Here is a 25,587-nt window from a genome sequence, read left to right on the forward strand (position 1 = left end):
CTTGCAGAATGGCTAAACAAAAAGTAATTATAATAGGAGCTGGGGTTACGGGCTTATTTTCTGCTTATTATCTTTTGCACGAAGGTTACGAAGTTACATTAATTGATAAAGGTAATCTTAAAGATAATTGTTCGTTAGGTAATGCGGGTATGATCGTACCTAGCCATTTTATTCCTTTGGCGGCTCCGGGCATGATCAGTAAAGGAATTAAATGGATGTTTAACAGCAGAAGCCCGTTTTATGTAAAACCTTCACTTAATCCAGAATTGTTACGATGGGGTATTCAGTTTTGGAAACATGCCAACACCAAACATGTGGCTACAAGTGCAGAACCACTTCGCGATTTTCACTTACTCAGCAAAGGTTTATACAATAGCTTGGCATCAGAAAGCGCTATTGAATTTGGTTTACAGCACAAAGGTATTCTGATGCTCTATAAAAATGCCGAAATAGGTAAGGAAGAGGTACATGTAGCCCAACAGGCTAAAGATTTAGGCTTAAATGTAGATATTCTCAATTCGGCACAGGTACAAGAACTTGAGCCACATGTTGAATTAGATGTTGCTGGGGCCGTTCATTACCAATGCGATTCACATCTTTATCCAAATCAACTGGTACAGAATATGATTAAATACCTTAAAGAAAAAGATGTGAGCATTATAACCAATAGTGCTATTACTTCAATAGATATTAAAAATAACCGTATCAATGCCGTTCATACAACTCTGCAAAAATATGAGGCTGATTTATTTGTGCTTACAGGTGGTGCTTGGTTGCCCGAACTGGCAAAAAAAGCAGGCCTGCCTATACCACTGATGCCCGGAAAAGGTTATTCATTTATGCACCAACCAGGAGAGAGGCAGATTATTCACCCAGCCTTATTGTTAGAGGCAAAGGTAGCGGTAACACCAATGAATAGTCAGGTACGTTTTGGTGGAACAATGGAAATAGCACCTGTAAATAATAAAATTAATATGAAACGGGTTGAGGGTATATGGAATGCTATACCACAATACTACCGTAATTATAAAGTAGCAATGCCTCAGCCTGATGAGATATGGTATGGGTTTAGGCCATGTTCACCTGATGGTTTGCCCTATTTAGGTTATACCAACAAAATAGAAAATTTAATTGTAGCAGGAGGACATGGAATGATGGGCGTAAGTTTAGCGCCTGCAACAGGTAAAATGGTTGCTCAGTTAGCTTCAGGGCAGCAAACTTTAATGGATATCAGCTTATTTAGTCCTGATAGGTTTGCTTAATATTATACCTCGGCCTTAGTAGGTACAATTAATACCGGACAGGCCGATTTACGGGCTACGTGTACGGCAACGCTACCCACTAGAAAACGGTATAAGCCGCCCCGTCCATGCGTACCCATAACAATCAGATCCGCTCCCCAATCTTCGGCTTGTTGTAAGATACCATGACTTGCCGTATCTAAAACCGAAAAATAAGTGGTTTTTATGCCTTTCCCGTATTTATTTTCGATTTCTTTCAGCAATACGTGACTATTCTCTTCACTGTTATCATACACTTCAAGAAAAACGGGTGCTAATGTAAAATCAGGAGTGGTTGCTGCCGGGGCAGGTTCAACAATATTTAATAAAGCAACCTCAGCATCATAATTTTTGGCTGTATCGTAGCCTATCTTTGCCGCTTTTTCAGAGCAAATACTATTGTCAACAGCAATTAATATTTTTTTGTAGCCCATAATATTGAGATTTAACCTACTGTATAAACAATTTTAGAGCTTAAAAGTTTATCAGTATTTGTGCATATTTGCGTTAGTTTATATAAATATATGGAAATTTATCATGTTTGCCGTGTAGCGGTAGCACCTTTAAGAAGATCAGCGGCCGATAGCAGTGAAATTGTTTCGCAGTTATTATTTGGAGACAGGGTTACTTTAATAGAAAAGACCGAAAAATGGTGTTATGTAAAAACACAACATGATAATTATGAGGGATGGATGGATTATAAACAGCTTCAGCTTATACCCGAAACCCAGTATAAAGAAGAAAGTGCTTATCGTTTCATAACAAAGCCTCAGTTAGATAATACACTGATTAATGCAAAGGGAACAAAATACTATCTGAGTCCGGCAAGTACCTTGCCATTTTATGAGGATGGTTTTTGTTATCTGGGTAATGAAAAATTTGAGGTAACTCAAAAACCTTTTATTCCGGATGTGGCTACTTTTATAAATGAAGTAGAAAAGATAGCACACTTTTATGAGAATACACCTTATTTATGGGGTGGACGCACCTTATTTGGCATAGATTGCTCAGGCTTTACCCAAACAGTTTATAAATTGTTAGGATTAAATATCAGAAGAGATGCTTCACAACAGGCCGAACAGGGAAATCTGGTAGATTTTTTGGCTTCGGCAAGATTGGGAGACCTTGCTTTTTTTGATAACGAAGAGGGAAGAATAACCCATGTAGGCCTGATGTTAGCCAACGATAAAATTATTCACGCTGCGGGCAAAGTTCGTGTTGATCCTATTGATGATCAGGGAATTTATAATGCTGAACTGGGAAAATATACCCATAAGCTGCGAATTATTAAACGTTTTGTTTAAGGGATAATAAGATTTTATAGTTTCTTATTAATTCACGTCATTTCGAATTTATTCCGGAATTTATGGGTTAAGATGCTGAAACGGACTCAATAGTACGGAATAATTACACACCCAACTCTTTCAATAATGCTTCAAAACGTTCTTTCAGCTCAGCTAATTCAGTTTCGGCTTTATTCAACCGATCTTCCAGAGCATTAGGGTCTGAACTGTTATGGATTACAATATCCTCGTCAAAATCCATATCTTCTACATCGCCGCTAAATAAGTGCATATAACGTTGCTCTTTTTGTCCAGGTCTTTTAGCTAAGAGTTTAATGTAACCTTCACTGCTCAGTTTCTGTAGAATTTCATTTACCTCTTCAAGACTTTCAAACTCGTACATGCGACCTGAGTTACTGTTGATTTCGCCAGGGGTTAAAGCGCCCCTTAAAAATAATAGACATAATACTGTTGTTTCTGGAGGAAGGAGCGGATAAGCAACCGCAAGGTTGTGTTTGTATTTGATATTGCGTATGGAACCACCTGTTACCGTTGCACTCAGCCCCGTAATTTTTAAACCGTTAAGAGCCGATACGACTGTTGCTTCATCATAATTTACCACCGGTTTACGGGAGCTTTTCTGGTTGCAGGCATTCAACAACCCATTTAAAGTCATCGGATAATAATCAGGGGTAGTTTTCGACTTTTCAATTAATGAGCCTAAAACACGAATTTGAGCTGCATCTAATAAAGGTAGTTTCAATGTTTCGTTCATGCTTTAAAAGTAGAAATAATTCAGGAATATAGCGGTTTAATTGATAAATCTTAATTAAAAGCATAATTTTATAGGCAACGCAGTATGCTTAAAATGAGAAAGAATTTATTCTGTATGATCCTTTGCCTGTTAATGGCACAAAGTTTTGTCAATGCTTATGCACAGGAAAAAGAAGTTGCACAAATTGCAGTTAAAGTAGGCGCTCCGGCTATTCAGGTGGTACATGTTAAAAAGGGGAACCTTACATCCGTAAATTTTGGAAAGAAGAAAGCAGATTCTAACGCATTGATTACCGAAAATACTGCTTTTCAGGCTGCATCCCTAACAAAAGTAATTGCTGCTTATACGTTTTTTAGACTATATGATAAAGGCCTGATTGATTTGGATAAGCCTTTGGCCGATTATTTTACTTATAACCGTTTGGTTAATGAACCGCAGGGTCGTTTAATTACTGCCCGTATGGTGCTTACACATCGTACCGGTTTTTTAAATTGGGAAGGGGCGGTAGGATCATCTGAGTGGTACAATACACCTTTACATGTACAGTTTGTACCTGGTACAAAATATAAATATTCTGGAGAAGGATTTTATTATTTGCAATTGGCTATGGAGAAAGCAACAGGTAAACCTTTCAGGCAAATTGTAAAAGAGGAAGTGCTTAAGCCATTAAAAATGGAGCATTCTGATATGCAGTGGAACGGAGAACTTTTCACAGATTATGCTTATGGGCATTACAGCGCCGATAAACCTCGTAAACTGGCTAAATGGGGCTATACCAATGCAGCCTATACACTTTATACCACTGCTTTAGACTATACCCGTTTTGTACAACAGGCTTTGGTAGAAGGAAAAGGTTTAAAAAAGAAAACCCATCTTTTAATGATCAGTAAGGCTAATGAGGCACAGAAATCATCAGGAGAAGTGAATGATGACGATAAACATGTACCTTGTGCTTTGGGTATGCGAATGCAAATTAATGAAAAAGGTACCTGGTTGTGGCATACAGGATCAAATCCAGGTTTCAGATGCTTTTTTATTGCAAATCCAACAACTAAAGAAAGCTTGGTGGCTTTTAACAATTCAGATACAGGCATGCCTGCTTTTGATGAATTGATGCGCTTATTTTTAGAAAAAGATCAAACTTTCTGGGCCTATAAATGGCGCAAAGGAGAATTGGATTAGATATTAATTATCCGTTTCTGCCCGTTCTTTTTGAATTTGTAAAATATTGTTTTGTATGTCTTTCATGATGTTGTTTGCCCACCAACTTGCATAGAATTAAATGTAGTTGTTAGTTTAAAATTGCTCCATAGATGAAGCCTGTAAGTTTTATCACTAAGTCTTTCAAGCTCATAAGTGCCATTCAAAACATCAAAATATTTGCCGCCAACAACCAAATGCTCGTCCATTGTAGTTAGTGGGATTTCATGAGGTAATGCTTTGATTGTAAACGACATTTTTTTAAGTTTAACATATTCATTTACAGTTTCGTGAAACACAAGTCCATTTGTAAAGATGGCTGCTCTGTATGCCCCAACACCCTCATAATTAAGTTCTGCCTTAACAGGTCGTGGAAAGTTTAAAAGCCTTGTTAGCCAGCCTTTGTCTTGCTCTTTTTTTATTGTTCTTACTCTTGTTACATTACTCCATATTTTTTCTGCTGGAGCATTGATGTCAATATAAGTATAGGCTTTATAGGGTGTTGAATTTGCGCCGATATAGTTTTCAAGAGGTGAAACAAAAAGAGGTAAAAGTACCAGAACGGATATATAAAGTTTACCATCTTTCTTTCTAAGTTTATAATAACAACCGATAAATCCACCAATTGATGCAGCCAATAGAAATATAGGTAAGATCATCAATAAACAAGGCCAACCTTCAATTGCAAAAAATAAGGTAATGATAAAGAAAGCAAAAATTGGTATCCAAGGAGCAAAAAACCTATACGAAAATGTTTTTACTTTTTCTACATTGGAAAAATAAACGGTTAAGGCTCCAACTATTGAAGGAAGTAAAAATAAAAATGTCTTAGACATCATATTAAATACACCATTCCAGGTTGATTCGCCAAAAATGAATCTTAACAGTAAGGCATAAATTGTGGGAATAGCAATAACTTTTAGTACCGTAATGTTTTTTTGTTTCTCCATTTGCCAGAGATGTAATAATTCCTCTAACTTAATAATTTCATGTTATTTACATACACATGAGGTATAAACTCATCATTATGGAGTTAACTCCCATACAATAACTTTCTTATCATCACCTGTAGAAATGAGTTTTGAACCATCTTTAGACCATATCAGTTTATTAACTGAATGCGTGTGACCTGTTCCGGTCTTATCTAAACTTAGGATCTTGTAGAGTTTAAAATTATTTGCATCCCAAAGTTTAATGCTTTTATCTTGACTGGCTGTAGCAAATAAATCAAGTTCAGGATGGAAGGCAATGTCATAAACAGCAAATAAATGTGCAGGAATGGATTTAACCAAATTGTAAGAAGGTAAGTTCCATATATGTAGCTGGGCATCGCGGCCACCGCTGATCAGGTAATTTCCCTGTGGATGATAAGCTACTGAAGTAACGGGATGTGTATGCGCTTTAAGTGCTTGCTTTAAACTGAAGTCTGCAGCATGATAAATTTTTATTGAATGATCTTTGCAGGCAAACGCAATTTCCTGCTCATCTGGAGATATGGCTATTGCCCTTACAGTATCAGCAGCAACAAGAAAGCGGTATTTTTCTTTCAAGTCTGTTAACGACCAAACGGCAACATGACCATCTTCTCCGGTGGTTAACAGTTCATTTTTTGATGATAGTGTCTTGATAGAGAAAATACCTTTATGATGCGCATTTATTCTTGCAATAACTTTTTGCTCTATAAAATCAAAGACACTAAAAGCACCGCTACGTTCGCCTGCAAACATTTGGTTATTATAATTGTGTAAGGTATATACAGAACTTTGTACAGGCATCTTAACCATAATAAAAGCCATTTTTTTGAGGCTCCATTCTACAACACCTTTATCGTTACCGGCACTAAAAAATATGCCCGCTTTATCAGAATTAGAAAGTGCATAAATGGGATTTTGATGTCCGGTAAAAGTATGTAGAAACGTAAGCATAGTGATAAATTAAGGTTTAACAGAAAGTGATTCTTTTTTATCGGTTTGCCAGGCTTTTATAAACTGTATGATCGCAGTGATTCCGAAGATAAGTTGAAGGAGGCCCATTCCAATTAAAAAAGGTGTATTAAGACATGAGGTAATGAACAATATAAGAGAAACTATAATTGAAAAAGAACCATATAATAAGCCTAATATCCCAATTACCCTATGCCATAGTTTGAGCGCAAAGGTTTGATGGTTTAATAAAACAATTGCAATGAGATTAAACATGACAGGAAATATGATGAAAATAGATTCCAGCATATTGTTTTGGATTTTCAGGACAGCAAAAAATACCAGTCCAAGAATCAGATTGATGTACGATAGCTTTTTTAGCATGGTTTAACCTTTATGTCTTTCGGCCAAATTTAATGCAATATCCTGTATAGTTAGCTTTTTCTCTTTTAAAAGGAACAGCAAATGGAAAACCAGATCTGATGCTTCATTGATCAGGTCTTTTTTGTTTTCTACCAATGCGGCAATTACTGTTTCAACACCCTCTTCACCAACTTTTTGAGCGATTTTATGAAGTCCTTTGTTGCGCATTTTATTGATGTAAGAACCTTCTACAGGATTTTCATAACGATCTGTTATAATGTTTTCGAGCTCAAAAATAAAGTTCTGATTAAAATCGGTCTTAAAGCAGCTTCTGCTACCTGTATGGCAGGTAGGCCCTTCGGGTTTCACTTTAATAAGAATGGTATCGCGATCGCAGTCAATATGTATGGATTTTACCCATAAAAAATTACCGCTTTCTTCGCCCTTGGTCCATAAGCGGTTTTTGCTTCGCGAAAAGAAAGTTACTTTTCCTTCTTTTTGGGTTTTCTCAAATGCCTCTGCATTCATATAACCCAGCATTAATACTTCAAGTGTTTGTTCATTTTGTATAATTACAGGTACCAGACTTTCACTTTTGCTAAAGTCAACCTGCTCTTTGTTTGTAATTGTTGTCATTTTAAACTGTTGTAAAAATGAATTTATATTCTTACGGGAATAGCGTTCTGCCGTAAGGTTGCTTTTAAATCGGGTATCAAAATTTCTCCATAATGAAATACTGAAGCTGCAAGGGCTGCATCAACATCGGTTTCTTTAAAAACTTCCACAAAATGAGCTTTGCTGCCTGCACCACCTGAAGCAATTACCGGGATGTTAACCATTTCATTGACTTTTTTGAGCAGGCCGCAATCAAAACCTGCTTTTGTACCATCATGGTCCATAGAGGTAAGCAATATTTCTCCGGCGCCCATGTTTTCGGCCTGTTTGATCCAATCTTCTGTTCCCAGATTGGTAATTATACGGCCTCCATTTAAATGGACTCTGTTTTTCCCTTCTATATTTCGTGTATCAACAGCCAGAACCACGAACTGAGCACCAAAACTACCTGCTAAATCAGCAATAAGTTGGGGATTACGTACTGCCGCAGAATTGATGCTGATTTTGTCTGCACCCGCATTTAACAAAGCTTCTGCATCGGCTATGGTAGCAATACCTCCGCCAATGGTAAAAGGAATATTAAGTTCTCTAGCTACAGCTTTTACCATTTCAACGGTTGTTTGCCTACGTTCATGGGTTGCGGTTATGTCTAAGAACACTAATTCATCTGCACCTTGCAACGCGTATTTTGCGGCTAATTCAACAGGGTCTCCGGCATCGCGCAAATGGACAAAATTTATACCTTTAACTGTTCTCCCGTCTTTTACATCAAGACAAGGAATAATTCGTTTCGATAACATTAAATGAAGATATATGCTGTTAAATACTGGTAAGTGCTTTTAAATTCCAAGCTTTAATCTCATCTATCGAGATTTTATTTTCATAGATTGCTTTTCCAACCACCACACTTCTGATAGGAAGTTTAGCCAGTTCTTCAATATCTTTCATAGAACTTACGCCACCCGATGCGATCAGTTTGATCATGGGCGAATGGTCAAGTAATTTTTTATAAAGCTCAATGGCTGTTCCGCCTAATTTCCCATCTTTATTGATATCGGTACATAAGAACCTGAAAAAACCCAGACTTAAGCATTTATCTACATAATCCATCAGTTTAATCGGCGAGCTTTCCATCCAGCCCGAATATTTGATTACTTCGTCCAGTACGTCTATGGCAATTACAATGCGATTGGCATAATCTTCTTTATGGATAAAAGCTGCACTTAACTGAGGCAGGAAATCGGGATTGCTTACTGCCTGGGTACCTACAATTACACGGTGTACTCCAGCATCCAGCAGTTGGGTAACCTGCTCTATAGTACGTATTCCACCGCCATATTGCACTTTCATTTCGGTTGCTTTAATAACCTTAAAGAGCTCAGCCTGGTTTCTAAAATCACCTTTAGCCCCGTTTAAATCTATAATGTGGATAAAGTCAGTGCCATTTGAACGGTAACGTTCGATCATTTCCTGTATGGAAACTTGGTATTCGGTTTTTTGGTTGTAATTGCCTTCTACAAGGCGAACTACTTTACCATCTAAAATATCAATAGCCGGAATAATATACATATGATTAGCTTTATGGGGTTAGGTTTGCAAAATTCTTTAATAATTGTTCGCCAGCTGCGCCCGATTTTTCGGGGTGAAACTGAACGCCAAAAAAATTGTCTTTTTGTATAGCTGCAGAAAATTTACAGCCATAATTGACAGAAGCTATATCAAAAATAGGGTTAAATTCTATAAAATAAGAATGTACAAAGTAAAATTGTGTTTGATTTAAAATGTTGTGAAACAATTTGTTGTCTTTAAAATCAACATTGTTCCAGCCCATGTGCGGAATTTTGATCTGCTGTTCTTTATCAAACAATCTGGTTTTTAAAGGAAACAGGTCAAGCAGTGCGGAGTTACCTTCTTCTGAATGCGCAGTAAGCAACTGCATACCTACACAAATGCCCAATACGGGTTTTTTTAGCAATTTTATGCTGTCTGCCAAACCTGAGGCTTTTAACTTTGACATGGCCGCTCCCGCATGACCTACACCGGGTATAATGACGTGGCTGTATAAATCAAAATCATCAGCTTTGTTGATCATACCGTAAGCAATATTTTGGCGTTCTAAGGCACAGCCCAACGAAAAAAGGTTACCCGCACCGTAATTCACAATTCCGATTTTGAAAGAAGCAGCTTTGCTGTTATCGTTTATCTCTTTTTCCATCTTTTCGCTTATAACAGACCCTTTGTACTTGGAAGCACCATTTTCTCACTGTCGCGTTTTAGCGCCATTTTTATGGCTTTGGCAAAAGCTTTGAAGATTGCTTCAATTTTGTGATGCTCATTCAGCCCTTCGGCTTTGATGTTAAGATTGCATTTTGCGGCATCGCTAAACGATTTAAAGAAATGAAAAAACATTTCTGTAGGCATATCTCCAACCTTTTCCCGTTTAAAGTCGGCATCCCATACTATCCAGCTGCGGCCACCAAAATCTATTGCCACCTGAGCGAGGCAATCGTCCATAGGCAAACAAAAACCATAACGCTCGAGCCCTAATTTATTACAAGTTGCTTTGGCAAAAGCTTCACCTAAAGCAATACCGGTATCTTCGATGGTATGATGTTCATCGATATGGAGATCCCCTCGAGTTGTGATTGTTAAATCTATATTTCCATGACGTGCAATCTGATCCAGCATATGATCAAAAAAATGCAAGCCAGTTTGGATAGAGGCTTTGCCGCTTCCATCTAAATCTAAGTTGATCAAGATTTTGGTTTCATTGGTATTTCGTTCATGCTTTACAACCCTACTTCCGGCTCTTAAAAAGGTATAAATAGTTTCCCAGTTCTGGGTTTCAAGAGCTATGATGTTTTTTAATTCTTCATACTTTTCTAAAGTTTCGCCCTTGCCTAAATTGTCGTTCTGTCTAATGTAAATACTTTTAGCGCCAAGATTTTTGGCTAAAATCACATCATTTAGCCGGTCGCCAATCACAAATGAATGTTTTAGATCATAAATGCTTTCATCAAGATACCTGGTTAATAATGCTGTTCCCGGTTTTCGGGTAGGGGCATTGTCTTTAGCAAAAGTTTTATCAATGATCACTTCATTAAAAACCACACCTTCACCTGCATAGGTGTCTATTACAAAATTGTGTACGGGCCAGAAATTTTCTTCAGGGTGTGAAGTGGTTCCCAAACCATCTTGGTTGGTAACCATTACCAGGCAGTAATCTAACTCTCTCGCTATCTTCGAAAGATAGTAAAGGGCTTTTGGATAAAATTTAAGCTTATTGAAACTGTCTACCTGTTCATCTTCGGGTTCAAGTATCAATGTGCCGTCGCGATCGATGAACAGCACTTTTGTTTTTGCGATGTTTGTAGTTGTAGGCATTATTTAAACAGTTTGTTCGGTAAGAATAGAAATGGCTTTTAACAATTCATTGTTTTCTTCTGTGGTTCCTATGGTTATCCTTAAGCAATTATCACAAAGTGTAACTTTTGAACGGTCTCTTACCACAATGCCTTGTTCTAACAGCTTGTAATATAAATTCTGAGCATCATTAATTTCAACTAAAAGAAAATTAGAATCAGAAGGATATACCTTTTTCACCACTTCTATGCGGGCTAAGGCATTGCTAAGTCTTTCTCGTTCAATTACAGTAATTCTGATCCATTCATTAACCTGTTGTATGTTTTCTAACGCAGCAAGGGCCAGATCTTGTGTGGGTTGATTGATATTGTAGGGTGGTTTAACTTTATTGAGGATATCAATTACAGGTGTAGATGAGAAAGCCATGCCTAGTCTAATGGCAGCCAGACCCCAGGCTTTGGAGAAAGTTTGTAATACTACGAGATTAGCGTATTCGGTCAATTCTTGAATAAAAGACTTCTGGCGAGAGAAATTAATGTAAGCCTCATCTATAACCACTAAACCTTTAAAGTTGGCTAAAATCGTCTCTATATCGCTTCTAATTAAAGAATTTCCTGTGGGGTTATTGGGCGAGCAGATAAAAATGATTTTTGTATTGCTGTCAATGCTTTCTGCAATGCGTTCCAGATCGAGCTGATAATTTGGAAGCAGATTTACTTTTTTAACTTCAATATCATTGATATTAGCCGAAACCTCGTACATGCCATAAGTGGGCGGTAAGATGATGATATTGTCTTTACCCGGATTACAAAATGCACGTATAAGGAGGTCTATTGCTTCATCGCTGCCATTTCCCAAGAACATATTCTCTATTGGGACACCTTTAATTTTGCTGATTGCATCTTTTAAATCTAATTGTAAAGGATCTGGGTAGCGGTTGTAATCGGCAGGTAAAGGTGAACCAAAACTGTTTTCGTTGGCATCTAAAAAAATGCTGGCTTCTCCCTTAAATTCATCTCTTGCGGTAGAGTAGGGGCTAAGGTTTTTAATATTGTCTCTTTGTAAGTTGCGGATGTCCATTTTGTAGTTTTTAGGTGGAGGTCTCGTATTAAATTATTTTATATCTCTTAAACGGATACTAATGGCATTTTTGTGTGCCTGTAATCCTTCAGCTTCTGCAAGTGTTTCAACGGTAGCTCCAATATTTTGTAATCCATTGATATCTAATTGTTGAAACGTAATTTTCTTAATAAATGTATCAACAGAAACACCTGAATAAGCTTTGGCAAAGGAACTTGTAGGTAAAGTGTGATTGGTCCCTGAAGCATAATCACCTGCACTTTCAGGAGTAAAGCTGCCGATAAATACCGATCCGGCATTGATTATCAAAGGAATAATTTTCTCATTATTTTTTGTAGCTAAAATGAGGTGTTCAGGTGCATACTGATTGCTAAAATTGATGCTTTCATCAATATTTTCGCTTAGAATGATGAAAGAATTGCGCAATGCAGCGGTAGCAATTTCTTTTCTTGGTAAAATATTTAACTGTAAATCAATTTCTTTTAAAGTTTCTTCTATAATACTTTGCGAAGTGGCAACCAAAACAGACTGACTATCAATTCCATGTTCTGCCTGTGCAAGTAGATCAGCTGCGAGATATGACGGATTGGCAGTTTCATCTGCAAGCACCAAAACTTCTGAAGGACCTGCAGGCATATCAATAGCTACAGTATTTTGCACAGTTTTTTTAGCTTCGGTTACATAACGGTTACCCGGTCCTAATATCTTGTAAACACCAGGTATGGTTTCGGTTCCGTAAGCCATTGCGGCAATGGCCTGCGCCCCACCTATAAGATAAATCCTGGAGATGCCCAAAAGCAATGCAACATAAGCGATATAGCAATTTACTTTTCCATTAATTTGCGGTGGCGAGCAAACTACAATTTCCCTACATCCGGCAATTTTAGCCGGGATACCAAGCATTAAAAAAGTACTGGGCAGAACAGCGGTACCTCCGGGTACATAGAGACCAACTCTTTCTATGGGTCTATTCTCACGCCAGCAGCTTACACCGGGCATGGTCTCAATTTTAGGTTCGGCAATAACTTGATTTTTGTGAAAAGCATAGATATTCTTGTAAGCGGTATCAATGGCGTTTTTTACTTTTTCTGGAATGTGTGCAGCAATCGATTTTAATTCTTCTTCATCTAGATAAAGCTTAGATAAGGTTACGCTATCAAACAATTCACTGTATGTAAAAAGAGCAGAATCTCCTTGTTCTTTTACCCTTTTTAGGATCTCTTCTGTTCTTAATTTAACCAGATTGTCGTCAATTATACTGCGTGAGCATATATTGTTAACTTCTTCTTTAGTTAAATTTTTTAAATTATAGATTTTCAATTTTTTAATATTTAAAATTAACTATTAGTTAATACTGTTTTTTGTATTTTTCGTAGTTTTAAGCTATGATTTTCTCAATAGGCATAACTACAATTCCCTGAGCGCCGGCGGCTTTAAGATCATTGATCTTTTGCCAGAAATCCTCTTCAGGGATTACAGAATGTACAGCTACCCAGTCTTCTTCAAATAATGGTACTACAGTAGGACTTTTTACGCCAGGAAGTAAATCTACAATGCGCTGTAAATTCTTCTTTTCTACGTTAAGCACCACATATTTTGTAGCCTTAGCTCTAAGCACCGACTGTATACGTTTTACCAGTTCCAGTACTTCGGCATTAAACTCCATACCTTTAGTTGAGATCAAAACAGCTTCTGAATCCATTACACTAACAAAAGGTTTAAGCCCGTTGTTTTTTAAAGTGCTTCCGGTTGATACAATATCAAAAATGGCATCACTTAAACCTAGTCCCGGGCCAATTTCTACCGAACCTGATATGTTCCTGATCTGGGCGTTGATGTTGTTTGCTTTAAGGTACCTGGAAAGAATTACAGGATAAGAAGTAGCAATGGCTTTGCCTTCCAATTCTTTAATTTCACTGATATCGCAGGTGTTTTTTATTGCTATTTTTAAAGCACATTTGCCAAAGCCTAATTTTTGCAGATAGGAAACATTGGCATTGGTTTCTATGATGATGTTTTCACCTACAATACCTAAATCGGCAATTCCATCTTGTACGTATTCGGGAATATCATCATCTCTCAGAAATAAAATTTCGAGGGGAAAATTACCCACTTTTGAAATCAACGAGCTTTTGTAGTTTTCGAAAGAAAGACCACAGTTTTTTAAAATCTCTACAGATTTTTCATTTAGCCTTCCAGATTTCTGGATAGCAATTTTTAAAGTTTTCACAATGAATTTATAAAAGATACAAGAAATAAACTATTTAATTTAAACCGTTTTTGACGTACAAAAACATACCACTATCTATCGCCATGATGGCGATGATGGAAATGATAATGGAAGTTTAAAGTTAAATTCATTTTAATGTTTATTCCCTTCTTAAAGAAGACGAGACGCAAATATACATCTGATATATCAAAAACAAAAAATAATGGCATTTAATTTGTTATGAGCTTGATTATATTAGAGTGCAATCCATTTAAATTAATACGTGAACTTGAGGAAATTACTACTTTTTACGCTTTTTTCTATTGTTTTAACTGCATGTAACTGGTTCAAAGAAAAACCTGAAATAGCAAAGGTGCTAAGCAGTCATTTTAACAATAAATTGTACAATAAGTTTGATACTGCAGCTTATAAGCCGGTTTTTAAAGAGGCTTTGGCAAAACATATCAATGCCAGTCTCAATCCTAAAGTTATAGAGGCTTATTATCAATCTAATGAATATTTACCACTGTTAGTTACCAAATTTTATGTTAACGGAGGATTAGACAGCCTAAAAAGATATGTTTTAAGTAGTTATGAGGATGGCTTTAATCCCGAAATCTTTCTGTCTTCGGCATTAGAAAAAGACCTCGCTATACTCAATGCCAATAAATTTAAAAATATTGACGAGGTGTATGCTGCGGTTGCTGATTTAGAAATTAGTTCGGCTTTAGCATTGAATAAATACACTAATTTTATGCGTTTTGGGGCTATTAATCCGGCCAATTTCTTAAACCGGTATTACATTAAAAATCTAAGACCTGATAGCGCTAAAATGGACTCTGTTTTAAATGCGGCAGATATTGTAGCTGAGCTCAAAAAATCGCAACCTGCTGCTCCTGCTTACCTGGCATTGAAAAAGGGGCTTGCCGTATATCGTGATAGCTTAAAGAATGAGGAAAATGAAGCGATAAAGACAATTAAAATTAACTTAGAGCGGATGCGCTGGCAATTACCTGTAAATACCAGTGAAGCGGTATGGGTAAACATACCTGATTTCAGATTAACCTGGATTAAAGGAACAGATACCTTAGCTTCAATGAAAGTTTGTGTGGGAGAAAAAAGGGAAGCCGGCTATGCAGATAAAATGAAGGCTTATCTAAAATCGGGTAAACTGGATGATAAACCTAAAAATCACGAAACCCCACAATTAGTAAGTGTTTTTAATTCTATTCAAGTAAACCCTATCTGGAATATACCGGCCAGTATCGCAAAAAGCGAAATTTATTGGATGGTAATGAAAAATCCAGCTTATTTATCGAATAATAATATTAAGGTTTACCAGAATGGCAGGCTTATAGATGAACCTGATACTATACAATGGGATAAATATCCGAGAGAGAAATTGCCTTTTTCTTTTAAACAAGGTTCGGGCGATGGAAACGCTTTAGGAAAATTCAAGTTTGTTTTTGATAACAGTTCTAGTATTTACTTACATGATACAAATGCAAAATATGGGTTTAATTTAAGTAAAAGAGCTATTAGCCATGGTTGTATAAGAGTAGAAGATCCGCTTAAATTTGCGCAGTTACTGATAAATAATGATAAGGAATATGATAAACTGCGCATGGAGGTAGATTTGCCACCCGTTGATACTGCCAAGAACGAGCTGTTTAAAACTAAGATGGCTAAAAAAACAGATACCCTAAATACTTTTCAGTTAAAGCCTACATGGTTTGCCACAAGGAAAGGTGTTGCAGTGGTAGTATCGTATTTTACAGCTTGGGCAAATAACAATAAGATAGAATTCAGGCCTGATGTTTACGGATACGACCCCATTTTATGGGAAGCTTTGAAAAGGTATATGTAAGTTCTGATTCCGTTTTGCGTCATGCTAAATTTTTTATTAAGTATTTGTGTTTTCAATAGTATGCATGATAGCTACGGCGTTTAGTTCAGCATCTTAGAAAAATAACCACATAATAGACTGCGAAACGAGTTCAGGGTAACGCTTGTAAAAGATAAAATGACGTTTAAAAAAGAAACAATAGAACACAGTTCTTCATGCTGAATTTGTTTTAACATCTTTGATTATACTTAAGCTCTATATCAGGCAAAAAACTTTTTTAGGGCAGGCTGCATTAGGTAAATTGTATAAAATTCCTAACTTTGGTTTTTAATGAATTTCCTTTATCCGGGTTTTTTGTTTGCATTACTGGCTATAGCCATTCCTATTGTTATTCACCTATTCAATTTCAGAAAATATAAAAAGGTTTACTTTAGTAATGTAGCCTTTTTAAAAGAAGTAAAAGAGCAGAATTCGTCCCGTCAAAACTTAAAAAACCTACTGATTTTACTCTGTAGGATATTAGCCATCATATTTCTGGTATTTGCTTTTGCACGCCCCTATTTTACAAATGGTAAACAGGCCGATCGTGGTATAAGAAAAATAATCAGTGTATTTGTAGATAACTCTTACAGCATGGATGCTGTAAATAAAGAAGGAAGTTTATTGGACGAAGCGAAAAGAACGGCCAAAAAAATAGTAGGTTCTTATGAGCTAAATGATAAATTCCAACTGCTAACTAACGATTTTGAAGGTAAGCATCAGCGACTGTTAAATAAAGAAGAAATCTTATCGGCGATAGATGAAATTAAAGTATCGCCTGTACACCGTGAGCTGCAACAGGTAATTAACAGGCAACAGGCTGTTTTTAGCGGAGAAGGAAATTATATCTCTTATGTCATTTCAGACTTTCAAGTAAGCTTTGCAGGAAAAGAACCGATCAAAAAAGAAGAAAATAATCAGATATCTTTAATTAAGCTGAATGCAAATGCACTGCCCAATATAGCGGTTGATAGTGTAGGTTTTCTTTCTCCGGTTCATTTGCCCGGCACTTCAGAAAAGATGGTGGTAAAAGTGCGCAATTACAGTGATGGAGACGCACAGAACATACCCCTTAAATTGTTGATCAATAACCAGCAAAAAGCGGTAGCTAACGTTACGGTAAAAGCCGGACAAAGCAAATATGATACTTTATCATTTAATGGACTAACCGCAGGGTGGCAAAAAGCAGTTGTCAGTATCAAAGACTTTCCGTTAACTTTTGATGATAACCTCAATTTTACTTTTAATGTAAATCAAAATCAATCGGTTTTGGTTGTTAACGGTAAGCAGGAACTGTCTAAGTATATAGATGCCTTATATGGGGCAGATCCGTATTTTAACTTAATCCGCTTACCAGAAAATAACATTAATTATGCTCTTATCCCAAAATTTAGCCTGGTAATTCTAAACGCACTTCAAAATCCTTCAACAGGTTTAGCTAATGAATTGAAGAAATATATTAACAATGGAGGTTCTGTTGTTATTTTTCCTGATATTAGTGCCAATAAAGAAGTTTATAATGAATTTCTAAAAATATTGGACCTTCCAACAATTGCTCAAGTTAACAAGATAGACGTTAAGGTTAGTCAGGCAGAGCTTAGGCACCCTTTGTTTAAAGATGTATTTGAGCAATTGCCCGAGAAAATGGATTTGCCACAGGTTCATCAATACTTTAATTATGGAAAAACACAGGGGCAATACCGGGAAAATTTAATGCAATTGCCTTTAGGTAATTCCTTTCTAACTAAATTTTCAAAAGGGATAGGCAATGTTTACCTCTTCTCTTCGGGTTTAAATGAAACTGAAAGTAATTTTGCCAGGCATCCTTTATTTATACCTGTAATGTACAAGATCGCATTTGCGAGTGCAAAAGACCTTCCTTTGTTTTATACGGTTGGTAAAGATCACGTTATAGAAACAGCACAGACTACGTTAGGTAAAAATCAAACCTTAAAAATAATTAACAATGATTTTGAGGTAATACCTGAAGTTAAGCAAAATGCAAACAAAACCTTGATGTACATTGATGATCAGATCAAAAAAGCCGGTTTTTATGAAGTGAAAAAAGCCGATTCAACTTTGGCGGTTATAGCTTTCAATGACGACCGATCTGAATCGTTGATGAAATTCTCTACCCAAGATGATCTGGAGAAACTTTTTGGGAAACAACCCATTCAATTTACAGATACCGGCAACAAGAGCATTCAATCGGCTGTTGAGATCAAAAATAATGGAACAGAGTTATGGAAACTTTGCCTAATTTTGTGTCTGGTTTCTATTTTAACAGAGATTTTACTGATTAGATTTTATAAAATTCAAAAACATACACATTCATGAACCTCTTAGTTAAGAGCATTAAAATTGCGGATCCGGAGAGCGAGTTTAACGGTAAAACCTGCGATATCAGAGTTGAAAAAGGAAGTATCACATCAATAGCCGAACATTTAACTGCAAATAAAAATGAGCAAGTATTTGAGGCTGCCGGATCAATCTTATCGCCGGGATTTATGGACCTGAATTGCATGATTGGCGATCCTGGATTTGAAACCAAGGAAGACCTGCAAACTGGAACTGCCGCGGCTAAGGCTGGCGGTTTTACTGCTTTGGCTATACAACCGTCAACAAAACCAGTAGTACATAGTAAAAGCGAGGTAGAATATTTGTTGAATAAAGCTAAAGGAAATCTGGTAGATGTTTATCCTTTGGGTGCTATCAGTCAAAATATGGAAGGAAAAGACCTTGCCGAGATGTATGATATGAGAACAGCCGGAGCAGTCGCTTTTTCTGAAGGTAATAAAACCCTTACCGATGATGGCTTCATGAGCAGAGCTTTACAATACGCATTGGGATTTGATGGTTTGCTCATCACATTTCCTGAAAATAAAGCCATTTCAGCAAAAGCGCATGTAAATGAAAGTGAGAACACCATTTTATTGGGTATGAAAGGTATCCCGGCTTTGGCAGAAGAAATGCAGATCTCAAGAGATTTATTTCTTGCACAATATCATAATGCGCCTCTGCATATCAGTAATATCTCCACTGCTGGTGCAGTAACCATGATAAAAAAAGCGAAGAAGGATGGCATAAAAGTAACCTGCGATGTGGCAGCGCATCAATTGGTTTTTACCGATGATCTTTTGAGTGGTTTTGATAGCAACTATAAAGTAAAGCCCCCCTTACGTGGTAAAACAGATGTAAAAGCTTTACTTGCGGGCTTAAGGGATGGGACTATAGATGCTATATCAACTCAGCACCGCCCACATGAAATCGAATTCAAAGATGTAGAATTTGAAATTGCTGCCTATGGTATCATAGCTTTGCAAACCGCCTTACCATTATTATTACAGGCAGGCCTTTCGCCTGAATTGATCGCACAAAAAATGGCGCTTAATCCAAGGAAGCTTTTAAAATTAGAAACCTCTATAATTAAAGTAGGATCAAAAGCGAATTTTGTGGTGTATAACCCTGAGCAGAAATGGCAATATACCCTGCAAAATAATTATTCTAAATCTGCCAACTCTCCATTGTTAAATAAAGAGCTTACCGGTAAAGTTCAGTTAGTATATAACAACAGTCAATATCAATCTTATGAATAATAATGTAAAAAAAGCCTTAGAAGAGGCTGTTAATCAATACGCAGCAATAGAAAGAGCCGAAGGGCAGTCATTTATAGATGGTCTTTTACCTGTTTTTGCCATGGAAACCAATTTTATGGATAAAGTAAATGCCTTTGATGCTGTGGTAGATGATAATCCGAAATTTGACGAATTAAGAGAGGTGTTGTTTGATTTGTTGATGATCAATTTCTTTACCAGTGATGTAAACAGACTAGAAGCTGATTATCTCGATTCTAAGGAATGGGAAGGTATTGAGGAAGAAACTATAGATAGAGGTACAGAGTTGCTTAACCTATTGTTGTATATCAATGAGTGTAATGATGAGCAATTGAAGCCAGGACTTGAAGATTTCTTAAAAGAATTCTTGCTGGTAGAAGAAGATGAGTTTCAGGATGAGTTTCATATTTATGAAGATATCATCAGTAACCAGCAATTGGCCGAAAGCAGTGTAGAAGACATTTGCCTGAATGCTAAAATCTTAAATCTGGGAGAGGAGATGGAAGCACTTTTTGTTCCTTTTATGACTTTCTTCCTTCAGCCCAACGGTAGCGAGCAGATTGTTAAAGACCTGATTAAATTTAGCAATAATAAGGCTTTTGATGCGGCTGTTTACAGTTTAATTGTTAAATTTAACAGAACTAAATAATTTAAATTGCTATGGTAAACAATCAACCGGGTGTAAGCCTAAAAAGTGAAGCACTAAAAAATGGACTAATTTGGGGCATCATCAATATCGTTATTTTTTTAGTTAGCTGGTATATTATGCCTTCTATAATGGGCTCATATACTTTTGGCATTATTACAATGCTAATAGGTATTGCTTTAGCTATTTTCTTCACTTTAGATATGAGAAAAAAAGCAGGTGGTTACTGGACTTTTAATCAGGCATTAGGGCCAATATTTGTAACATTTCTTCTTTCTATGGCTATTATGTATATTTTCAATATTGCTTTTGGTAAGTATATAGACCCTTCTTACCCAACCACTATGAAAGAGATGGTAATGTCTAAAAGTGAAAGTACCATGAAATCGTTGGGATTAAGTGATGAAGATACCGCAAAAGCGCTTGAAAGCACAGAAAAGAGCTTAGATAAGCAATTTTCTCCAAGTTTTGGACAGGCTATAGTTGGTTTTGGTATTTCTGCGGTAATGTACTTTATAGGTGCTCTGATTTTTGCATTGATATTTAAGAAAAGCGACCCTAACCCTTTTGCAGATGTAATTAACGAACAACCTACAGAACAATAAAAATTACAAAGAGAAGTTAAACAACGTGCGGATTTTGTCAATTTATTTGATGAAATTTGCACGTTGTTTTTTGAACACTTAACGTTAATCAACATAAATGGATATATCAGTCGTAATTCCTTTATTTAATGAAGAAGAATCATTACCCGAATTAATGGCCTGGATTAATAATGTAATGATGGCAAATAACTTTAGTTACGAAGCTATATTTGTTGATGACGGTAGTACAGACCATTCATGGCATGTAATTAACCGACTTAAAGAAGAATATCCAACTGTACGGGCAATTAAATTCAGGAGAAATTATGGTAAATCGGCGGCTTTAAATGTAGGTTTTGAAGCCACAAGAGGCGATGTGGTGATTACCATGGATGCTGATTTGCAGGATAGTCCTGATGAGATCCCAGAATTATATAGAAGGATCAAAGAAGAAAAATATGACCTGATTTCGGGTTGGAAAAAGAAACGCTACGATCCTGTTACCAAAACCATTCCTACCAAATTATTTAATGCCGCAACCCGTAAAATGAGTGGTATAAAACTCAACGATTTTAATTGTGGCTTAAAAGCATACCGCAACGATGTGGTAAAGACCATTGAAGTTTACGGTGAAATGCACAGATATATCCCGGTAATTGCAAAATGGGCAGGGTTTAGTAAAATAGGTGAGCAGGTAGTAGAACACAGAGCCCGTAAATATGGTGTAACCAAATTTGGCTTAAGCCGTTTCGTGAATGGCTTTTTGGATCTCCTTTCTATTTTCTTTGTAGGCAAATTTGGTAAACGGCCTATGCACTTTTTTGGCTCACTGGGTGTATTGAGCTTTTTACTGGGTACTATTATGGCTTTATGGATGATAGGGGTAAAACTATACCATATTTCTATGCACATCCCTTATAAAAGAGAAATCACTGAGCAACCCTTGTTTTATATTGCACTTGTGGCTATTGTTGTAGGTTCGCAAATGTTTTTAACAGGCTTTGTGGCAGAACTGGTAACACGTAGTGCCCCTGAACGTAACCAGTATTTAATAGAAAAAGAAATCAATTGAGCTTAAAGACTAAAGCTAAACTTGTTTTGGTCTTTAGTCTTTCGGCTTTTAGTCTCAAGATATGTTTTTTTCCATCATTATACCTCTATACAACCGTCCGCAGGAAATCAATGAGCTGCTTACAACTTTATGCAAACAGACCTATACACAATTTGAAGTGTTGGTTATAGAGGATGGCTCAGTTAATGATGCAAAAAATATCGTAGCTTCTTACGCTGATAAACTTGATATAAAATACTTTTATAAAGAGAATTCAGGACAGGGTTTTTCACGTAATTTTGGTTTTGAACGTGCTAAAGGCGATTATTTTATTATTTTCGACTCAGACATTTTAGTCCCTTCTAACTATCTTGAAATTGTAAAGAATTACCTTTATGAGCACAATCTTGATGCGTTTGGAGGGCCCGATGCAGCTCATGAAAGCTTTACACCTGTACAAAAAGCCATTAGCTATGCAATGACTTCTCCTTTTACTACCGGAGGCATACGTGGAAATAAAAAACATATCGGACAATTTCACCCACGCAGCTTTAATATGGGAATCTCGAGAGAGGTTTATGAAAAAGTAGGCGGATTTATTCTTACCCGTTTAGGAGAAGATATTGAATACAGTATACGCATACATGAAAACGGGTTTAAAATTGGCCTTATACCCGAGGCAAAAGTTTATCATAAACGCCGCACAAGTTTTAAACAGTTTTACAAACAATTGCATTTTTTTGGAAGAGCGCGTATTAATATTTATAAACATTTTCCTTCAGAATTAAAGCTTGTTCATTTTTTTCCTGCTGTTTTCACTTTAGGTTTGTTGTTTACTATAGTTTGTAATCTGTTTTACCGACCTTTGGCATACGTATGCAATTTTTTTCTCTTGCTTTATTTTTTGTTGATATTTTTTCATGCTTGGCAAGTTAATAAATCAATAAAAATTGCATTTTTGAGTGTTGTTGCGTCGTTTATACAGCTTACGGCTTATGGTTTAGGCTTTATGCAAGACCTTGTAAAAAGAGTGCTGTTAAAAAAAGAATGAAGCGAAGAGCGTTTAGCGCATGGCATTGATAGTAAAACTGCCAAAAGCTTATCGCCAAACGAAAAACAATTAAAAAAATGATAAACTATCTTAAAGAAAGTACTTTTGCGGTTAAAGATGTGGTTATGCAGGCCTGGAAGGTTACGCGTGATAACTATTTCTCTATAGCTACCTTATGCTTTCTGGTTTTTATAACCGCATCTACATCTACATTAATGGCGTTTTTCCTTGAAGAACTGCATGTAGGTATCAGAGCGGTAATGCTTCTAATCTTTATCCTTTGTTATTGTATAATAGAACTTTGCCTTATTAAATACATTCTGAGACTTTTAGACAATACAGAAAACGAAGAAATACAGATTGTAGATACTTTGCCTACCCGAAAAGAAGTGATTAAGTTTCTAGTAGGTACTTTGTATTTTGGACTGAGTATATTTTTTATTGTTATACTTTTAATGCCAGTCCTTTTTATCATAGACTGGGTCATTAAGTTTCTTTACCATCAGGATTTGATTTCTAATTTAAAAGCCGTAGGCGATGTAATTGTAAATGTAGCTGTTGGTATCGCTATTTTATCAGTATTCATCATTTTTATTCGCATTATCTTTTACCCGTTTTTTATTATTGATAAGCAAAGTCCACCTTTTGAATCTATTAAGCTAAGCCTAGCTACAACCAAAGGAAACTTTGTGAAGCTCTTAATGATTTTTGCAGGACTTGTTGCCGTACAGGCCGTAGTATTTGCATTTTTTTATGCCGTAATAAGAATGGGCTTTGAACTGATCAACTGGATATTTGATTACAATATCAATCAATATATATCTCTAATTGTAGTTGTTTTTAGTTCATTTGTTATTGTGCCGTTTACCACAGCTTTTTTTGCAGTAGCATATCGCAAAATCATGAGCGAATATAAAGGAGACGAGCATCCCGATATTATCCATAATATTGTATAATTGATAATTTAACGAGAGCACTCAGGAATTGTGTATGGGATTAAAATCAGCATTAAGTAAGCCCTTTGCAGCGTGGGTAGTAAAACAGATCAATAAATGGAAATACCATGCTGTTGCGGCACAGGAGCAAACCTTGTTACAATTGGTTAAAAAGGCTAAACATACAGCTTTTGGTAAAGATCATCAGTTTGTTTCCATCAATAATTATCAAGATTTTAAAGCCCAGGTACCGATAAGAGATTACGAAGGATTAAAAACTTATATAGACAGAGTTGTAGAAGGTGAAGAAGATGTATTATGGAAGGGTAAACCTCAGTATTTCGCAAAAACCTCAGGCACCACCTCAGGTGTAAAATACATCCCAATTTCTAAAGAGTCTATGCCCGAACATATTAAGGCTGCGAGAAACGCTCTATTAACTTATGTGCATGAAACAGGAAAAGCAGATTTTGTGAATGGCAAGATGATCTTTTTACAGGGAAGTCCGGTGCTTAGTATTAAAAATGGTATAAAAACAGGTCGCTTGTCGGGCATTGTTGCACATTTGGTGCCTGCATATCTTCAAAAAAACCGTCTGCCAAGCTATGAAACCAATTGTATAGAAGATTGGGAGCAAAAAGTAGATGCTATTGTAAAGGAAACGATCAATCAGGACATGACTTTGATCTCAGGTATACCGCCTTGGGTGCAAATGTATTTCGACAGGTTGAGCCAGCAATCTTCAGGGAAAAAAATCAAAGATATTTTCAAGAATTTTAGTTTGTTTGTTTACGGAGGTGTGAACTATGAACCCTACAGGGCTAAAATAGAAGCCAGTATAGGTAAAAAAATAGATTCTATAGAAACTTACCCGGCATCAGAAGGATTTATTGCCTATCAGGATAGCCAACAATCTCAGGGTTTATTGTTATTAGCCAATTCGGGTATATTTTATGAGTTTATACCGGCTGACGAGTATTATAATGAAAATCCAGCACGTTTAAGTCTTGGCGAGGTAGAACTGAATAAGAATTATGCTTTAATCCTGAATACGAATGCGGGATTATGGGGATACAGTATTGGAGATACCGTTAAGTTTGTTTCTTTAAATCCGTATAAGATTATAGTAACGGGCCGTATCAAGCATTTTATTTCTGCTTTTGGCGAGCATGTAATAGGTGAGGAAGTGGAGCAAGCATTGTTATCGGTAGCGAACGATGAAAATGTAGAGATTACAGAGTTTACAGTAGCTCCCCAGGTAAATCCAGCTGAAGGAGAGCTTCCTTATCATGAATGGTTTATAGAATTTGCTAAGGAACCTGCAGACTTAAAGACCTTTTCCCAAAAAGTAGATCAGGCTTTACAGCAAAAAAATATCTATTATTTTGATCTGATAGAAGGCAATGTATTACAACCTTTAATTATCAGATCTTTGAAAAAAGATGCCTTTGTAAATTACATGAGGTCTCAAGGTAAGCTTGGAGGACAGAATAAAGTGCCACGTTTAAGTAACGATAGAAAGATAGCAGAAGAGTTAATTCGGTATATAATTTGAAAATTTAATGTGAGAATTGTTTTATTGCTCCATTGCTTGGATAATTACTTACAATTAAACCAGCTTAAAACTCATACAAATGCTTTTTACTTAAGGAATTTTATTTAGAGGTAATTTCTTCATGTGCTTTATCAAAGGAAATATACTGATTGATTAAGTTTGCGAATGAGAAGCTG

The 25,587-nt window shown here is 36.4% G+C and carries 25 protein-coding genes; 12 read left to right on the forward strand and 13 right to left on the reverse strand.

What is annotated here, in order from left to right; all coding sequences use genetic code 11:
* Positions 1–8 precede the first annotated feature (8 nt).
* On the forward strand, positions 9–1,262 hold the full coding sequence (locus ACLHG9_RS08390) for an NAD(P)/FAD-dependent oxidoreductase (RefSeq protein ID WP_410221051.1): 1,254 nt from the start codon (positions 9–11) through the stop codon (positions 1,260–1,262).
* A 2-nt stretch (positions 1,263–1,264) separates the two neighbouring features.
* Here ACLHG9_RS08390 and ACLHG9_RS08395 read toward each other — a convergent pair whose 3' ends face one another.
* Complete coding sequence (locus ACLHG9_RS08395) at positions 1,265–1,714, reverse strand: universal stress protein (RefSeq protein ID WP_410221052.1); 450 nt, start codon at positions 1,712–1,714, stop codon at positions 1,265–1,267.
* A gap of 90 nt (positions 1,715–1,804) precedes the next feature.
* Here ACLHG9_RS08395 and ACLHG9_RS08400 point away from each other — a divergent pair, with 90 nt between their 5' ends.
* Positions 1,805–2,584, forward strand: coding sequence for an NlpC/P60 family protein (locus ACLHG9_RS08400; RefSeq protein WP_410221053.1), 780 nt, complete (start codon positions 1,805–1,807; stop codon positions 2,582–2,584).
* A gap of 103 nt (positions 2,585–2,687) precedes the next feature.
* On the opposite strand, the gene ACLHG9_RS08405 is transcribed toward ACLHG9_RS08400, so the two are convergent.
* Positions 2,688–3,338: a YceH family protein gene (locus tag ACLHG9_RS08405; protein WP_410221054.1), complete on the reverse strand. Its 651-nt coding sequence runs from the start codon at positions 3,336–3,338 to the stop codon at positions 2,688–2,690.
* Positions 3,339–3,431: 93 nt separating this feature from the next.
* On the opposite strand from ACLHG9_RS08405, the gene ACLHG9_RS08410 reads away from it, so the two are divergent.
* Positions 3,432–4,520 carry a serine hydrolase domain-containing protein gene (locus ACLHG9_RS08410; protein ID WP_410221055.1) on the forward strand — a complete coding sequence of 363 codons (1,089 nt, stop codon included), beginning with the start codon at positions 3,432–3,434 and terminating at the stop codon, positions 4,518–4,520.
* Between the two features lie 62 nt (positions 4,521–4,582).
* Here ACLHG9_RS08410 and ACLHG9_RS08415 read toward each other — a convergent pair whose 3' ends face one another.
* From ACLHG9_RS08415 to hisG, 11 genes are all read right to left on the reverse strand, one after another.
* Positions 4,583–5,488, reverse strand: a complete 906-nt coding sequence (locus tag ACLHG9_RS08415; protein ID WP_410221056.1) for a hypothetical protein — start codon at positions 5,486–5,488, stop codon at positions 4,583–4,585.
* A 75-nt stretch (positions 5,489–5,563) separates the two neighbouring features.
* A complete protein-coding gene (locus tag ACLHG9_RS08420) occupies positions 5,564–6,463 on the reverse strand; it encodes a WD40 repeat domain-containing protein (protein ID WP_410221057.1) in 900 nt (299 codons plus the stop codon).
* 9 nt (positions 6,464–6,472) lie between these two features.
* Complete coding sequence (locus ACLHG9_RS08425) at positions 6,473–6,844, reverse strand: hypothetical protein (protein ID WP_410221058.1); 372 nt, start codon at positions 6,842–6,844, stop codon at positions 6,473–6,475.
* Positions 6,845–6,847: 3 nt separating this feature from the next.
* The gene (gene hisIE / locus ACLHG9_RS08430) at positions 6,848–7,459 is read right to left on the reverse strand and encodes a bifunctional phosphoribosyl-AMP cyclohydrolase/phosphoribosyl-ATP diphosphatase HisIE (RefSeq protein ID WP_410221059.1); all 612 of its coding nucleotides are present in this window, start codon (positions 7,457–7,459) and stop codon (positions 6,848–6,850) included.
* Between the two features lie 23 nt (positions 7,460–7,482).
* Entirely contained in the window at positions 7,483–8,238 is a 756-nt protein-coding gene (hisF, locus tag ACLHG9_RS08435) for an imidazole glycerol phosphate synthase subunit HisF (protein WP_410221060.1), read from the reverse strand.
* Positions 8,239–8,257: 19 nt separating this feature from the next.
* Positions 8,258–9,007, reverse strand: a complete 750-nt coding sequence (gene hisA, locus ACLHG9_RS08440) for a 1-(5-phosphoribosyl)-5-[(5-phosphoribosylamino)methylideneamino]imidazole-4-carboxamide isomerase (protein ID WP_410221061.1) — start codon at positions 9,005–9,007, stop codon at positions 8,258–8,260.
* 10 nt (positions 9,008–9,017) lie between these two features.
* Positions 9,018–9,653 carry an imidazole glycerol phosphate synthase subunit HisH gene (gene hisH, locus ACLHG9_RS08445; RefSeq protein ID WP_410221062.1) on the reverse strand — a complete coding sequence of 212 codons (636 nt, stop codon included), beginning with the start codon at positions 9,651–9,653 and terminating at the stop codon, positions 9,018–9,020.
* A gap of 8 nt (positions 9,654–9,661) precedes the next feature.
* Entirely contained in the window at positions 9,662–10,822 is a 1,161-nt protein-coding gene (gene hisB / locus ACLHG9_RS08450; protein WP_410221063.1) for a bifunctional histidinol-phosphatase/imidazoleglycerol-phosphate dehydratase HisB, read from the reverse strand.
* 3 nt (positions 10,823–10,825) lie between these two features.
* Positions 10,826–11,881, reverse strand: a complete 1,056-nt coding sequence (gene hisC, locus ACLHG9_RS08455) for a histidinol-phosphate transaminase (RefSeq protein ID WP_410221064.1) — start codon at positions 11,879–11,881, stop codon at positions 10,826–10,828.
* A 33-nt stretch (positions 11,882–11,914) separates the two neighbouring features.
* Positions 11,915–13,201: a histidinol dehydrogenase gene (gene hisD / locus ACLHG9_RS08460; RefSeq protein ID WP_410221065.1), complete on the reverse strand. Its 1,287-nt coding sequence runs from the start codon at positions 13,199–13,201 to the stop codon at positions 11,915–11,917.
* Positions 13,202–13,259: 58 nt separating this feature from the next.
* Entirely contained in the window at positions 13,260–14,111 is an 852-nt protein-coding gene (gene hisG, locus ACLHG9_RS08465; RefSeq protein WP_410221066.1) for an ATP phosphoribosyltransferase, read from the reverse strand.
* Positions 14,112–14,373: 262 nt separating this feature from the next.
* Between hisG and ACLHG9_RS08470 the strand changes: the two genes are divergently transcribed.
* The 9 genes from ACLHG9_RS08470 (at position 14,374) to ACLHG9_RS08510 (ending at position 25,411) form a co-directional block, all read left to right on the forward strand.
* Entirely contained in the window at positions 14,374–15,957 is a 1,584-nt protein-coding gene (locus tag ACLHG9_RS08470; RefSeq protein ID WP_410221067.1) for a L,D-transpeptidase family protein, read from the forward strand.
* Positions 15,958–16,266: 309 nt separating this feature from the next.
* The gene (locus ACLHG9_RS08475; protein WP_410221068.1) at positions 16,267–18,312 is read left to right on the forward strand and encodes a BatA domain-containing protein; all 2,046 of its coding nucleotides are present in this window, start codon (positions 16,267–16,269) and stop codon (positions 18,310–18,312) included.
* Positions 18,309–19,571, forward strand: coding sequence for a dihydroorotase (locus ACLHG9_RS08480; protein ID WP_410221069.1), 1,263 nt, complete (start codon positions 18,309–18,311; stop codon positions 19,569–19,571). The genes ACLHG9_RS08475 and ACLHG9_RS08480 overlap by 4 nt, the downstream gene beginning before the upstream one ends.
* Positions 19,564–20,238, forward strand: a complete 675-nt coding sequence (locus ACLHG9_RS08485) for a hypothetical protein (protein WP_410221070.1) — start codon at positions 19,564–19,566, stop codon at positions 20,236–20,238. Before ACLHG9_RS08480 ends, ACLHG9_RS08485 begins: the two co-directional genes overlap by 8 nt.
* Positions 20,239–20,249: 11 nt before the next feature.
* Positions 20,250–20,840: a DUF4199 domain-containing protein gene (locus ACLHG9_RS08490; RefSeq protein WP_410221071.1), complete on the forward strand. Its 591-nt coding sequence runs from the start codon at positions 20,250–20,252 to the stop codon at positions 20,838–20,840.
* A gap of 97 nt (positions 20,841–20,937) precedes the next feature.
* Positions 20,938–21,891 carry a glycosyltransferase family 2 protein gene (locus tag ACLHG9_RS08495; RefSeq protein WP_410221072.1) on the forward strand — a complete coding sequence of 318 codons (954 nt, stop codon included), beginning with the start codon at positions 20,938–20,940 and terminating at the stop codon, positions 21,889–21,891.
* 61 nt (positions 21,892–21,952) lie between these two features.
* The gene (locus tag ACLHG9_RS08500) at positions 21,953–22,921 is read left to right on the forward strand and encodes a glycosyltransferase (protein WP_410221073.1); all 969 of its coding nucleotides are present in this window, start codon (positions 21,953–21,955) and stop codon (positions 22,919–22,921) included.
* A gap of 77 nt (positions 22,922–22,998) precedes the next feature.
* Positions 22,999–23,877 (forward strand): hypothetical protein, encoded by an 879-nt coding sequence (locus ACLHG9_RS08505; RefSeq protein WP_410221074.1) that lies wholly within the window; start codon positions 22,999–23,001, stop codon positions 23,875–23,877.
* Between the two features lie 34 nt (positions 23,878–23,911).
* Positions 23,912–25,411 carry a GH3 auxin-responsive promoter family protein gene (locus ACLHG9_RS08510; protein WP_410221075.1) on the forward strand — a complete coding sequence of 500 codons (1,500 nt, stop codon included), beginning with the start codon at positions 23,912–23,914 and terminating at the stop codon, positions 25,409–25,411.
* The last annotated feature ends 176 nt before the right edge of the window (positions 25,412–25,587 follow it).

Source organism: Pedobacter sp., assembly GCF_046462515.1.
Lineage (GTDB): Bacteria > Bacteroidota > Bacteroidia > Sphingobacteriales > Sphingobacteriaceae > Pedobacter.